The organism is Arthrobacter sp. alpha11c, assembly GCF_054149985.1.
On sequence record NZ_CP196747.1, the window covers coordinates 2267202 to 2281743 of the forward strand.

Genomic DNA, 14542 nt, shown 5'->3' on the forward strand with positions numbered 1-14542 from the left:
TTGGTTTAGGACGCAGAGCAGGCCCCGCAACAGCATTTAGTCCAGGGAAATCTAGTCCAGTGAAATTGGCCCGAACTCGTCCAGCAGGTCGCCCGGACCCGGGTTCCCGGCGACGGACGATCCCCCCAAGTGGTTCACTACCCCCCACACAGCGTTCAGGCCTGTGGTCACGGCCCCCTCGGCCCAGCCTGCGGTGAAGGACACGTCGTCGCCGGCGAGGAAGATGCCGCGCTGGCTTTCCGGCAGCTGATCCTGCTTGAAGTGGGTGAAGAGCCGCTGCTGGTACCTGTAATGGCCCGGCAGGTTGGCTTTGAAGGCACCCATGAAGTTGGGGTCCGCTTCCCAGGACACCGTGATCGGCTGCCCGACGATGTGGCTGGCGATGTCCACGCCCGGGTAGATCTGCTCCAGCGAGTGCAGCATCAGCTTGACGCGTTCTTCGGCAGTGAGCGCAAGCCACTTCAGGGCGTCGTCGTTCCAGGTGTAGGACAAGAGGATGACAGCGGGCTTGTCAGGGCCGTCGTCGAGCAAGTATGTGGCCCGGTTGAGGCGGTCAGTGAGCGTCATGGACAGGACTTCGCGTCCGGTTTCCGGATCGATGTCCTTCCAGAAGGGCCTGTCCACCATCACGAACGTCTTGGACGACTGCATGTAGTGCGAGCGCTCGATCGCCGTCCACAGCTCCGCCGGGAACAGTGCCTCTTCGGTGTGGATGCGAGTGGACAGCAACCACGACTGGCAAGTGGTTACCACCGCCTGGTACGTGGCTTCGCGTCCCCAGTTTTCGCGGACTACCAGGTCCCCGTTGTCCGCGCGGCGGATGTTATCCACGGCTCCGCGCGGCGAGCCGGAATGCAACGAGGACAGTGACGTGCCCTGCGGCCAGTACTTAAGGTCCGACGGCGCGTGGTTCCACAGCGCCTCGGGAAGCCTTTGCGCTCCTCCCGAAATGAGCCGGTGCTGGTCGTCTGCGTCCGTGTAGACAACCCGGAGGATTTCCAGGATGGAGTTGGGGAAATCGGTGTCCCAGCCTCCGGTGCCGAAGCCCACCTGGCCGAAAGCTTCACGGTGCGCGAAGCCGGCTTCCTTGAAGGACTTGCTGGCTGCGATGAATCCGTAGAACGTTTGCTCGTCCAATTCGGGCAGGAGTGCGTTCCAGAGTTCCTTGATCCGCTTGGTGTCGCGGGCCTTGATGGCTTCCTGCATTTGCGCGAACGCAGCACCATCGTTGACGGCGGCCTTCCAGGCATCGGCCACTTCCTGGAAAAATTCCGGTAGCTCATCTGCCGTGGTGGCGTAGTGCTTCTTGCCCGCAAGTTCGATCACGGTGCTGGACGTCGCCGGGGCCATCGGGTTGGGGAAGTCCTGCGTTTCCAGGCCAAGAAGATCCACGTAGTGGTAGAAGGCTTTGCCGGAGACCGGGAAACGCATGCCACCAAGATCTGCCACCACGCCGGGCGCTGAGGGGAAGCTCGCCGTGCGAAGACGGCCGCCGATCTGGTCGGCCTCGTACATCACGGGCTTGAGGCCGAGCTTCATGAGCTCATAGGCAGTGACCAGCCCTGACAGGCCGGCACCGATGACGGCCACTTCCGTGCCGTAGCTCTCTTCCGGAATGCTGCCGAGTCCGTCCGGGTGTGCCAGGTAATGGTCATAGCTGAAGGGGAAGTCCGGGTTCAGCATGGTGATGGGGGCTTCGCCTGCTTCCGCCGCGGAAGCGGCAACGTCGGCTGTGGGAAGTTCGGTAGCGATGGTCATCAGTTTGCGGCTTTCACAGGTTCCGGGCTCACGGCCCTGGTGCTCAGTTCACGGTAGTCCTGATCGCTGAGCGCGGCTACCTTGGAATTCCGGCGTCCATAGCCGAAGTAGATGGCGATGCCCACCAGCATCCAAACACCGAACGTGATCCAGGTGTCGGCGCCGAGGTTGAGCATCAGGAAGGCACACATCAGCGTGCCCAGGATCGGGGTGATCGGGTACAGCGGAACCCGGAAACTGCGGTCAAGGTCCGGGCGGTTGCGCCGGAGATAGATCACTGCAACATTGACCAGTGCGAAGGCGAAGAGCGTACCGATGCTCGTTGCGTCAGCCAAGGCACCCAGCGGGACCAAGCCAGCGGTGAGGGCGACGGCGGTTCCGACTATCAGGGTCCCGGCGACTGGCGTTCCGGTGCGGCGGAGACGCGGCCGAAGACTTTGGGCACCATGCCATCGCGGGACATCGAGAGCAGGATGCGGGTCTGGCCGTAAAGGACAGTCAGCACGATGCTGGCAATGGCAAGCACTGCACCGGCAGAGAAGACGAGTGCGATCCACGGCTGCCCGGTGATCTCATGCAGGATCTGGACCAGGGCAGCTTCCGTGCCATCGAACCAGCCCCACGGACGGGCACCGATCGCGGCAACGGAAACGAGGACGTAGATGCTGGTGACAATCACCATGGAGAGCATGATGGCGCGTGGGAGGTCCCGCTTGGGGTTCCTGGCTTCCTCGCCGGCGGTGGAGGCGGCATCGAATCCGATGTAGGAGAAGAAGACGCTTGACGCTGCAGCGGAGACACCGGCTGCACCCATCGGCATGAGGGGCTCGAAGTTGCCGGCGTTGAAAGCGGTGAAAGCTACCGCGCAGAAGAAGATCAGAATGCCCACTTTGATGATGACGATCGCGGTGTTGATCCATGCACTTTCACGGGCGCCCCGCACGAGTAGGATCATGGCAAGGACCACGATCACCATGGCGGGAACATTTACCACCCCACCGTCGCCCGGCGGTTGGCTCATGGCGTCGGGCAGGACCTGTCCAAACGCAGCCAGGGTCTCGTTGACGTACTGGCCCGCGCCCACAGCAACTGCTGCCACGGACACTGCATATTCCAGCACCAGGCACCAACCGCAGATCCAGGCCATTCCCTCACCCATGGTGGCGTAGGAGTAGGAGTAGCTGGAACCTGCCACTGGAACGAGCCCGGCCATTTCCGCGTAGGACACTGCAGAGAAGAGGGCAGCCAAACCAGCGATCACGAAGGAGATCCAGATCGCCGGCCCGGCCAGCGGCACGGACTCGCCAAGGATCACCAGGATGCCGGTGCCCAGCGTTGCACCGACGCTGATCATGGTCAGCTGGAGGACCCCGAAGCTGCGTACCAGCGGCGTACCGCCTTCGCCGGTTCCGGCCTCGTCGGCCATCTGCCCGATCGGCTTGCGGCGCAGGAGTTGGGCACCGAGGCTTGGCCTGGCCATGCTCGCCGCCGTTGAGTTTTGAGTGTTCACAGGCACAGTCACCCTTGACGTCCCTTCAAAGTAGTTTCGATTTCCCCTCCACAAGACTGGCATGTGAGCCACCTCTCACAATGGTGCAAAATGACCTATAGTGTTCAACCATGAGACGTATTGCACAGTATCAAGAGGGCGGCCCGCTGGCCCTCTCCGGTCAGGTCAGAGTGGACTTGTCCGCCATTTCAGACAACATCAGGGCCCTGAAGAACCGGACCGAGGCACCCTTCTTCATGGCCGTGGTGAAGGGCAACGCCTACGGTCATGGGCTCGTGGAAGTAGCCCGCACGGCTGTCGGTTCCGGCGCCGACTGGCTCGGAACCGCGCAGCTCACCGAAGCCATCGCACTGCGCAAAGCCGGCATCACTGAACCGATCCTTTCCTGGCTATATCTGGCATCCCAGACGAGCGACACCATTCTGGAAGCACTCGAAAACAACATCGATGTGTCCCTCGGAAGCGTCCACCAACTTCAGGTGCTGGCAGGCATCGCCGAACGCCTTGGCCGTCCCGCCGTCGTACATCTTGAACTGGACAGCGGGCTAAGCCGCGGCGGGGCGCGAAAGGAGGATTGGGCCGAACTTGTATCTCATGCCCGGCAGGCGGAAGTGGACGGCACGGTGCTGGTCCGCGGCATTTGGACCCACTTGGCGTGGGCCGATGTGCCCGCCCATCCCGGGAACGCCAGCGCTGTTGCTGAGTTCGAGGACGCCGTCCGTGAGGCGCGTGAAGTCGGACTCAAGCCTGAACTGAGGCACGTTTCCAGCTCAGCCAACATCCTGGATCGGCCGGAATTCCACTTCGACATGGTCCGGGCGGGACTGGCAATTTACGGCCTCGCTCCCGCAGACCACCTCAACCCGACCGACTTCGGATTGCGGCCAGCCCTCAGCGTCACCGCTCCATTGGTGATGGTCAAGAAGGTCCCTGCAGGTACCGGCGTCAGTTACGAGCACCAGGCCATCACCTACGAACCCCGCTACCTGGGACTCATTCCCCTTGGCTACGCGGACGGCATCCCGAAAGGCATCAGCGGCCGCTCGGTGGTGAACATCGCGGGCCGCAGCGTCCCGGTCATCGGCAAGGTCTGCATGGACCAATTCATGGTGGACCTCGGCCCCGACGCGACCGGGATCGAGGTCGGCGATACTGCGGTGTTGTTCGGCGACCCCGCCACCGGTGCGGCGAGCGCCGACGATTGGGGCGCTGCGATCGGCAGCCACGGGGATGAAATCATCAACAGGATCGCCCCGCGCTTGCCGCGCATATACGCCTCCGCTACACATGAAGATGCCGCCTACGAGTGCCCCGACTACCAGGAGCCGGCAACCGCCGGGCAGGACAATGTTGCCTGAGCCCGCCACCGCCCGCCTGAGTTTCGTCACACTGGAACAGTTCCTGGAGCAGCTGCCGCCCGAGTTGAAAATGCTCCACGACGGCGGCAGCGGCGCCTCGCTGCTGCGCTGGGTGGAACCGAGCGAGCTCGAAGACCCCACGCCATATCTGCCGGAGGGCGAGTTCTTGCTGACCGCCGGGCTGCCTTTCCTTGGGGAGGGCGGCTCGGCGGCCAGCGTGGACGCCTATGTTCGGCGGCTGGTGGGTGCGAAAGTGGCGGCGCTCGGTTTTGGGATCAGGCCCTATTTCGACGCCGTCCCCGACGTCCTCCTCGACGCCTGCCGCAGGCACAACCTCACCCTGTTCGAGGTCCCGGAGTCCGTGCCGTTCGCCGCGATTGGCTTGGAGTTCTCCCAGCTCCTGGAATCGGACAACGCCCGCGTGTTCCGGCAATTGGCCGAAACCAACCGCCAGCTCATGCGGGCAGTCCTCTCCCCCAGGCCGGAGCACGAACTGCTGGCAGCCCTCGTCCAGCGTGTGCCCGTGTGGGCGCTGCTGGTCGGGGCGGACGGACGGGTCCGGGCGCGCGGGCACAATGCCGGCGGCAGCACCGGCGTCGAGCATTCCTTGTTGGCGCCACTGCTGGAACGGTTGCTGACCGGCAGCGGACCGCGCGTGGAGATGGATGGTTTCGAGCAGCCTGGATCTGCCCTGGTGTTCGGTCATCCGCTGCGCAGTACCAAGGACGCGAACCTCGGGGCGCTGATTCTTGGTTCGGATGCTCCCCTGACGCCTGCGCAGAACAATGTGGTGCAGTCGGCGGTGGGTTTGCTGGAGTTGCTGGTCCGTCAACGAACCAGTGGGTCACTTGCTCCGAGCCAGCTTGCCACGGCCCTGCTCCTCCATCCGGACACCTTGTCCTCAGGCGGAACCAAGCACGTCAACGGACTCAAAGACCTGCTGGCGCAGAGCCTTTCCTCTACCCGCTCCGGCCAGATGCGGGTAGTGCAGGGCATCAAGGCCGAATCTCCCGACTGGCCTGCAGGTGACGGCCCCGTCCGTGAACTGCTGCAGTGGCGCAGGCTTTTCGATACGAAACTTGTGGAAATAACCGACTACGGTTTCGCGGCCATTACCCGGTTGAAGGTGGACGACGCGCTGCTTGCCGACGTCGAGAAGCTTGGCTGGAGGCTGGCGATCGGCGAGCCGACCGAACTCACCGAACTTGCCGCGGCCTATCAGCGGGTGAGTTCGCTGCGGAGCCGCGTGTTGTCCAGCGGCAAGAGTGTCCGCGTGGAGGAAGTGCAGTGGTCCGTCACTGGACTTCTTGGACGCGAAGCGGGAACCATGCTGGCCGAGCGGCTCCTGGCCCCATTTTTGTCTTTGGAACCGGATCGCCGTGACCCGCTACTGTCGGTACTGCGCGGCTGGCTCAGCGAAAACGGCAGCTGGGACGGTTCCGCCAAGCTGCTGGGTTTGCACCGCAACAGCGTCCGGCGGCAAATAGGCGTCCTCGGTGAGTTGCTCGACATGGACCTTAACCAGGCACAGGTCCGGGCAGAATTGTGGATCGCCCTGCAGTATGCGGACGAACTTGTTGCCGGGTTGTCCAGACTCTCCGAGCGCGACGGTGGCGGCGTCTAGGCGCCGGCCTCCCACTTCCGGTAGAGCTCAGGGCGTCGTTCACGCAGATACGGGACTTCGTCGCGCGCGGCCTTCACCGTCTCCGTCCCCACTTCCGCGAACAGGAGCGCCGCCGACTCCCCTGCCGCCGCGAGCAACGAGCCATCGGGGCCGGCGACAACGCTGCCGCCCAGGAAGTTGTAGATGTCCTCGTGCCCGCTGTGGTTGGCGTACGCAACGTTGAGCTGGCTCTCCACCGCGCGGGCACGAATGAGCACCTGCGGCACGTTATCGAACCCCATCGACAACGCTGTGGGGACCAGCAGGAGCTCCGCCCCGCGGGTCGCGGCAGCACGGACTGCCTCCGGGAACTCAACGTCGTAGCAAATCAGAAGCGACGTGCGGATCCCGTTGAAATCCACGACGGCGGGAGGTTCTTGGGCGCCGACGAACGCCTTGCGCTCCTCCGCGCCGAAGAGGTGAACCTTGGCGTAATGGAGGAGTTCCTCGCCGTTGCCGTCCACGAGTGTGGCGGTGATGTGCCACGTGTTGTCCTCGGGAGCCGGCGCGGGAAGGCTGTAGACGAGTCCGATGTTGTGCTGGCGGGCGATGCCGGAAAGGCGTTCGCGGATGCCCGGGAGCGTTGCCGGATCCAGTTCGGCGTGAAGCCGCAGCGGTGCGTAGCCCACCGGAAAGAGCTCCGGCGTCAAGAGCAACCCGGCCCCTGCTTGGGCGGCGCGCCGGGCGGCCTCGTAGATCGTGCGCAGGTTCGCCTCAACGTCCAGGACGGAAGCGTTGGCCTGCAGGACGGATAACAGCATCATTACCACCTTGGTTGCACCGGGTACCGGACCGCAGAGGGCCGGAAGTCATCTTGTTTCCAGAGTAGGCCTGTGGTCTGACACCTGGAGCGGGGCATTTGGACCCGAAGGCATGCGAAGCGGGACGCATTGCACGCACACCAGGCCCCACAACGGCAGGACCAGGTGCGTCTTGCGTTGGAGTATGTCGGGAATGCTTGACTCCTTGTGTTCACTTCTTGACTACAAGGTTGCTTTTGGGGCAATCTTCTTGTCATGCCCGCTATGCAGCGCTCAACGAAGAGCCAACCACGAAAACCCGGCTCGCAGTCCGCGCTCCGGCACCTGAACCAGCAACGGATTATCGAGTGCTTGTTGAGCGGGCCGTCCACGCAAGCCGAGCTTTCCAGACAGACCGGGCTCTCCACCGCCACTGTGTCCAACATTGTGAAAATCATGCAGGACGCAGGCCTCGTTTCAACCGAGCCAACCACCAGCTCCGGACGCCGGGCAACCAACGTGAGGTTGAACAGCAACGGTGCGGTCGCCGTCGGAATCGACTTTGGCCGCCGCCACCTCAGGGTGGTTCTGGCATCCCTCGGATACCACGTCATCGCCGAAGATTTCATTGAACTTCCGTTGGGCCATCATGCCGAGGAAGGCATCGCGGCGGCAGTGCGGTTGCTGGGGCGATTGCTCGCAGAAAATGGCATCGATCCGAGCGCGGTAGTGGGCGCAGGAGCGGGCATTCCCGGCCCGATCGACCGCAGAACAGGCACCGTTGCCCAAGGTGCCATCCTCCCCGAATGGGTAGGAATCGACATCCTCCATAGGCTTGAGGAAGCCCTGAATTGCCCCGTATTTGTTGATAATGACGCCAATCTTGGAGCCCTGTCGGAGGTGACGTGGGGACCCCATAGCGGGGTGTCCAACCTGATGTTCCTCAAGATCGGATCAGGTATCGGTTCGGGTCTGATTCTCAACGGCGTGCCCTATTACGGGAATGTGGGCATCACAGGCGAAATCGGCCACGCGACCATCCATGAGCATGGGCTGGTGTGCCGATGCGGCAACCGCGGCTGCCTTGAAACCATCGCCTCCACCACCACCATGATTGAGTTGCTGGGACGCGGCAAGGAGACATCATTGACGCCACAGGACATCGTCCGAAATTGCCTCGCAGGTGACTCCGCAACCCAGCGCGTAGTGGACGATGCCGGCCTTGCCGTGGGGCGCGCACTGGGCAACGTCGCCAACCTGATCAACCCTGAAGTGATCGTCGTGGGAGGTCCACTGGCAGGGCTTGGCGACCTCCTGTTGGACCCCATTCGAAGGGGGCTCGTTCGTCACGCTGTGCCCGTTGTGGGCGAAACAACGCACCTCGCGATGTCGTCCCTGGGAGCGCGCGCGGAAGCACTTGGAGCAGCAGCTTTAGTGTTCCAACATGCAGGAATTACGGGTAGGTAACGAAATCGTTAGCTGGTTCTTGTGTTCAAGTCTTGACGACAAGATAGGTGATCCAGTTTACTTTTTCATCAGACAGCTCCGCCGTTTGGGGAGCGACAACGAAGTCATGCATTGGAGGCGTAAGGGCTAATGACAACCCCTGACACGCAAGACGAACCCATCCTCTTGGAGATGCGCTCGATCACGAAGGAATTTCCCGGCGTGAAGGCCTTGTCGAATGTGAGCCTTCGGGTAAAAGCCGGCGAAATCCACGCCATCTGTGGTGAAAACGGCGCCGGCAAATCCACGCTGATGAAGGTTCTTTCCGGGGTGTATCCGCACGGCAGTTACACCGGCGACATCGTGTACATGGCCGAAACGCAGCAATTCAAGGACATCCGCGCAAGCGAAGCTGCGGGCATCGTCATCATCCATCAGGAGCTGGCGTTGATCCCGGAACTGTCCATCATGGAGAACATCTTCCTGGGCAACGAGCCGACCAAATGGGGTGTCATCGACTGGGCAGAGGCACGGAAACGCTCCACCGAACTGCTGGCCAGGGTTGGACTCCGTGAGGATCCGGACACTCCTATCAAGGAACTTGGCGTCGGCAAGCAGCAACTGGTGGAAATCGCCAAGGCGCTGAACAAGTCCGTCCGCCTGCTGATTCTGGACGAGCCCACAGCAGCCCTGAACGAATCGGACTCCCAGCACCTGCTGGACCTGATCCTGGGCCTGAAGGGCAAGGGCATCACCTCGATCATCATTTCCCACAAGCTCAACGAGATCGAACAGATCGCCGACGAGATCACCATCATCCGCGATGGCAAGTCGATCGAAACGCTGAACGTCAAGAGGGATGGCGTTGACGAAGACCGGATTATCAAAGGCATGGTGGGCCGGACACTCGAGTCCCGTTTCCCGGACCATGAACCGAAGATCGGCGAGGTCTTCTTCGAAGTCAAGGACTGGACCGTCGGTCACCCACAGATCCAGGACCGCTTGATCTGCAAAGGCTCCAACTTCTACGTACGCCGCGGTGAAATCGTGGGATTCGCGGGACTGATGGGAGCCGGCCGCACGGAACTTGCCCGCTCGCTCTTCGGTCACTCCTACGGCCGTTACATCAAGGGCCAGGTTTACAAGGACGGCAAGCCGGTCAACCTTCGTAGCGTCCGCGCGGCCATCGACGCCGGATTGGGCTACGTCACTGAAGACCGGAAATCCCTCGGTCTGAACCTGCTGGATGACATCAAGACCACCACGGTTGCGGCGAACCTCCGCGCGATCAGCAAGTACTCGGTGGTGGACGACCGCAAGGAGTTCTCGGTTGCCGAGGAATACCGAAAATCCCTGCGCACCAAGACTCCCTCAGTTGAGGAGGGCGTGGCCAAGCTTTCCGGCGGTAACCAGCAGAAAGTTGTGCTGGCCAAATGGATGTTCACCGATCCGGATCTCCTGATTTTGGATGAACCCACCCGAGGAATCGATGTGGGCGCCAAGTACGAGATCTACGGCATCATCCAGAGGCTGGCGAACCAGGGCAAGGGAGTGATTGTCATTTCCTCGGAGCTGCCCGAGCTCCTGGGCCTGTCCGACCGCATTTACACCATTTTTGAAGGCGCCATTACTGGTGTCCTGGACAAGAACGAAGCAAGCCAGGAAAGCCTGATGAAACTCATGACCTCCGCCCGCAAGACGGCCTGACCGTTGGCCCAGACTCACCCCTTCCTGACACAAGGACCAAAACAATGAACGCGCTCAAGAAGCTATTTGGTGGCAATACCCGCCAGTTCGGCATGATCTTCGCCCTGGTGGCACTTATCGTCTTCTTCCAGATCTTCACCGAGGGCCGTACGCTAACCCCCGGCAACGTGATCAACCTGTTCAACGGCAACTCCTACATCCTGATCCTGGCCATCGGCATGGTCCTGGTCATCATCGCCGGCCACATCGACCTGTCTGTGGGCTCCGTGGCCGCATTTGTGGGTGTTTCTGTAGCCCTCGCAATCCGGGACTGGGGTATCCCCTGGTACATGGGTGTGCTCTTCGGACTGGTGCTCGGGGCCGTGATCGGGGCCTGGCAAGGATTCTGGACAGCGTATGTTGGCATCCCCGCCTTCATCGTGACGCTGGCAGGCATGCTCCTGTTCCGTGGTTTCAACCAGTTCGTCGGCAAATCCAACACCATCCCTGTCCCCAGCGACTTCCAGTACCTGGGCTCGGGCTACCTGCCTGAAATTGGTCCGAACACGGGCTTCAACAACCTCACTTTGTTGTTGGGCATCCTTGCCGCGGCGTTCGTTGTCATCATGTCCCTGCGGGCCCGGGCTACCAACAAGGCCCTCGGCGCCGACGTTCCCGAGCTCTGGGTTGAGGTCACCAAGCTGGTCCTCATCTGCGGTGCCATCCTCTACGCCACGTACCTGTTCGCCACCGGCCGTCCGGGAACTTCCTTCCCCATCCCAGGTTTGATCCTGGCCGTGCTGGTCCTGATATATGGCTTCATCGCCGACAAGACGGTCCTGGGCCGCCACGTCTACGCCGTGGGTGGTAACCGGCACGCAGCAGAACTGTCCGGTGTGCAGTCCAAGAAGGTCAACTTCATGGTCATGCTCAACATGTCCGTCCTTGCAGGCCTCGCCGGCATGATCTTCGTTGGCCGCTCCACCGCCTCCGGTCCCTTCGACGGCGTCGGTTGGGAACTGGACGCAATCGCAGCCGTGTTCATCGGTGGCGCCGCAGTTACCGGCGGCGTTGGCACCGTGATCGGCTCGATCGTTGGTGGTCTGGTGATGGCTGTGCTGAACAACGGCCTCCAGCTCCTGGGCGTAGGCGCCGACCTCACCCAGATCATCAAGGGCCTGGTACTGCTGATCGCTGTTGCCTTCGACGTCTACAACAAGATCCAGGGCAAGCGTTCCATCACCGGCCTGTTGATGAGGAATTTCCAGCGCAACAACGACATCAAGCCGGATGAAACCACGTCCACCAAAGAGGTCATCTCCAAGGAAGCCTGACCGGTTTCCGTCTGACTCGCTCCACCCACCACACAGAAAGTGAACCAAGATATGCGAATGTTTGGTAAAGCAGGAAAGGCAGCAGCAGTAGCTGCCATCGCGGCACTGGCGCTGACAGCCTGCGGCCGCTCTGACAGCGGCTCAAGCAGCAGCACTGCTGGCGGGGAAGCGTTCCCCAAGGACTCGATGATCGGCGTCGCCCTTCCGCAGAAGACCAGTGAAAACTGGGTTCTCGCGGAGAAGCTGTTCAACGACGGCCTCAAGGGTGCCGGATTCAAGCCCGACGTCCAGTTCGCCAACGGCGGCGTGTCCGAGCAGCAGAACCAGATCAGCGCCATGGTCACCAAGGGTGCCAAGGTCATTATCGTTGGCGCAATCGACGGCGCACAGCTGGGTACGCAGCTCAAGCAGGCCAAGGACTCCGGCGCCACGGTCATTGCTTATGACCGTCTGCTCCTGAACACGGAGAACGTGGACTACTACGTGGCGTACGACAACTTCAAGGTCGGTGTGCTCCAGGGCCAGGCCCTGCTGGACGGGTTGAAGGCCAAGAAGCCTTCCGGCCCGTACAACATCGAGCTCTTCGCGGGTTCCCCGGATGACGCCAACGCCAAGGTCTTCTTCGATGGCGCCATGAGCGTGCTGAAGCCGAAGATCGACGACGGAACGCTCAAGGTCCTCTCCGGCCAGACTGCGTTCGAGCAGGCCGTAACCCAGGCGTGGAAGGGCGAAAACGCGCAGCGGCGTGCGGACACCCTCTTGGCAGGCAGCTACACCTCAGCCTCGCTGGACGGCGTACTTTCCCCGAATGACCTCTTGGCACGCTACATCCTGAACTCCGTCAAGGCCGCCGGCAAGCCGATTCCGGTCATCACAGGCCAGGACTCCGAGGTTGAGTCCGTCAAGTCGATCATGGCTGGCGAGCAGTACTCCACCATCAACAAGGACACCCGCAAGCTGGTTGAGCACGCCATCACCATGGTGAAGGACCTGCAGGCCGGCAAGCAGCTGGAAATCAATGACAAGGATTCTTACAAGAATGGTGTCAAGACTGTTCCGGCTTACCTGCTCCCGCCGCAGATCGTGACGGCAGCCAACGTCAAGACGGCTTACGTGGACGATCCGGTACTCGGCCCGATCACCAAGTAACACCGATCATCGAGTAACACCGATCATCGAGTAACACCGCTTCGCAGCAAGCAACAGCAAGCCCCGGTCCGCCAGCATTCAGCAGGCGGGCCGGGGCTTTCGCTTGCCTGAACCGTTTTCCGCGATGCTTCTCTGTCTGTCCATGCCGGAGTTTGCGGTGAGTCGACGGATACAACGAATTAACTTGTCAACTCTTGACCGGGGCGGATCGCCCCCTTAGAGTTCTGATATATGAGTCATATGTCACATGTGGCCGACCCCGAAATCATCTCGCAAGTCCTGCGCGGGCATATCGGCTGGCATCGAGCCAGTCCGCATCGCCCACCGGTCGCTAAGGGCTGCGGCTGTCCGTGCATCCATGAAACGGCGCTCTGGTGCCGCCAGCGGTTTGTGCTGAAGCCAGAAGGGAACAAATCTCAATGATCCATCCGACCAGGACGACGGACTCCGTCGACACCTCCATATCAAAAGAGACCAGCTCCAAGTTCAAACGCCGCTTCATGGTGCGGCTCGTCGCTGTCTTCATCGGTGGGATGTTCCTCGACGGTTACATCCTCGGAATTATCGGCCCCGTCACCGGACTCATGCGGTCAGAGCTCCAGCTCGACGCACTATCTCTGGGCATGATCGCTGCAGGCCCGCTGGTTGGCATCTTCGTCGGCTCCCCACTGGCCGGCTGGGCTACTGACAAGTTCGGACGCAAGCCCATGTTCCTCGTGGACATGGGCCTGTTCCTGGTCGCCTCAGCGGCCCAGTTCTTCGTAACCTCCGGAGACGGGGCCGTCATCCAGCTGGCCGCCATCCGGTTCTTAATGGGCGTGGCGATCGGCGGCGAGTACTCAATCGGTGGGCCATTGCTATCAGAGTTCTCCCCTCCGAAGCTGCGCGGGCGATTGCTCGGGCTGACTCTGATCGCCTGGTACGTCGGTTTCATGATGGCATTCATCATCGGCACGCTCCTGCACGACGCCGGTATCCCATGGCGCCTCGTCATCGGCACGAGCACGATACTCGCATTGGTCCTGTTCCTCGCCCGCATGGGCCTCCCCGAATCGCCGAGCTGGCTCATTACGAAGGGACGGCACAAGGAAGCACTCGCGATCGCACACAGATACGTCGAATCGCCCCAAATGCACGACAGCATCACCGGAGAGATCGATCTGAGGATGATCCAGGAGGCCCAAGCCGCGCAGAGCAGGACCAAAATCAAGGGCGCCTCCTTCGGAATGCTGTTCTCGAAGCAGAACTGGCGCGCCACCCTCTTCACCTCAGGTTTTTGGTTCTGCGCGGTCACTCCGTACTTCGCGATCGCGACCTTCGCCGACGACGTTCTCGACCAATTCGGCTTCGGCGGTTGGACCGGTGGAGTCGGCCTATCCGCACTTGCAGCCGCGGGTGTTGTCATCACCGTACTTCTGATTGACAAGCTCGGCCGCCGAATCCTCACTGTGCCCGGGCAGTGGCTCTGCCCGGGCATCCTGCTGATCATCGGAGTCTGGACGGACGCACCAGCGATCATCGTGCTCGTACTGTTTCTCGCCTTCTCCTTCTTCAATGCCGGCTACACCACGATGACCCAGGTCTATCCGGCCGAGGTATTCCCCGGCGACCTGCGCGGCATCGGCATGGGCTTCGCCGCGGCCTTCAGCCGCATCGGAGCCGCACTGGGCACCTTCGCCCTGCCATGGGCGATCAGCAACATCGGCCTGGGCCCAAGCATGGTGGTAGCCGCCGCCGTCGCATTACTCGGCGCCGTCCTCTCGCAATGGCTCGCGCCTGAGACCAAGGGGCGCACCCTCGCCGAAATCTCAGCAAACTTCTCCCACTGACACCGGGACTGCACGGAGAACCCGTGCCGGGCTCAGGATCCTGAGCCCGGCACGGGTTCTTTGACTCCT

General features: G+C 61.8%; 9 protein-coding genes and 1 pseudogene. 7 read left to right on the forward strand and 3 right to left on the reverse strand.

What is annotated here, in order from left to right; translation table 11 throughout:
• Positions 1–51: 51 nt before the first annotated feature.
• Together ACTAQJ_RS10300 and ACTAQJ_RS10305 are read right to left on the reverse strand one after the other, a co-directional pair.
• Positions 52–1758, reverse strand: coding sequence for a flavin monoamine oxidase family protein (locus ACTAQJ_RS10300; protein ID WP_498701915.1), 1707 nt, complete (start codon positions 1756–1758; stop codon positions 52–54).
• Positions 1758–3238: pseudogene (locus ACTAQJ_RS10305) on the reverse strand (amino acid permease). Before ACTAQJ_RS10305 ends, ACTAQJ_RS10300 begins: the two are co-directional and overlap by 1 nt.
• Before the next feature lie 140 nt (positions 3239–3378).
• On the opposite strand from ACTAQJ_RS10305, the gene alr reads away from it, so the two are divergent.
• Together alr and ACTAQJ_RS10315 are read left to right on the forward strand one after the other, a co-directional pair.
• Positions 3379–4626 (forward strand): alanine racemase, encoded by a 1248-nt coding sequence (gene alr / locus ACTAQJ_RS10310; protein ID WP_498701916.1) that lies wholly within the window; start codon positions 3379–3381, stop codon positions 4624–4626.
• On the forward strand, positions 4616–6250 hold the full coding sequence (locus ACTAQJ_RS10315) for a PucR family transcriptional regulator (RefSeq protein ID WP_498701917.1): 1635 nt from the start codon (positions 4616–4618) through the stop codon (positions 6248–6250). Before alr ends, ACTAQJ_RS10315 begins: the two co-directional genes overlap by 11 nt.
• Here the strand turns inward: ACTAQJ_RS10315 and ACTAQJ_RS10320 are convergent.
• Entirely contained in the window at positions 6247–7053 is an 807-nt protein-coding gene (locus ACTAQJ_RS10320) for a carbon-nitrogen hydrolase family protein (RefSeq protein WP_498701918.1), read from the reverse strand. The genes ACTAQJ_RS10315 and ACTAQJ_RS10320 overlap by 4 nt on opposite strands.
• Before the next feature lie 252 nt (positions 7054–7305).
• Between ACTAQJ_RS10320 and ACTAQJ_RS10325 the strand changes: the two genes are divergently transcribed.
• The 5 genes from ACTAQJ_RS10325 to ACTAQJ_RS10345 all read left to right on the forward strand — a co-directional run bounded on the left by ACTAQJ_RS10325 (position 7306) and on the right by ACTAQJ_RS10345 (position 14473).
• Entirely contained in the window at positions 7306–8496 is a 1191-nt protein-coding gene (locus tag ACTAQJ_RS10325; protein ID WP_223936265.1) for an ROK family transcriptional regulator, read from the forward strand.
• 129 nt (positions 8497–8625) lie between these two features.
• Complete coding sequence (gene mmsA, locus ACTAQJ_RS10330; RefSeq protein ID WP_498701920.1) at positions 8626–10182, forward strand: multiple monosaccharide ABC transporter ATP-binding protein; 1557 nt, start codon at positions 8626–8628, stop codon at positions 10180–10182.
• Between the two features lie 44 nt (positions 10183–10226).
• Complete coding sequence (gene mmsB / locus ACTAQJ_RS10335) at positions 10227–11495, forward strand: multiple monosaccharide ABC transporter permease (RefSeq protein ID WP_498701921.1); 1269 nt, start codon at positions 10227–10229, stop codon at positions 11493–11495.
• A gap of 51 nt (positions 11496–11546) precedes the next feature.
• Complete coding sequence (locus tag ACTAQJ_RS10340; RefSeq protein ID WP_498702174.1) at positions 11547–12644, forward strand: substrate-binding domain-containing protein; 1098 nt, start codon at positions 11547–11549, stop codon at positions 12642–12644.
• Positions 12645–13063: 419 nt separating this feature from the next.
• Positions 13064–14473: an MFS transporter gene (locus ACTAQJ_RS10345; protein ID WP_498701922.1), complete on the forward strand. Its 1410-nt coding sequence runs from the start codon at positions 13064–13066 to the stop codon at positions 14471–14473.
• Positions 14474–14542 lie beyond the last annotated feature (69 nt).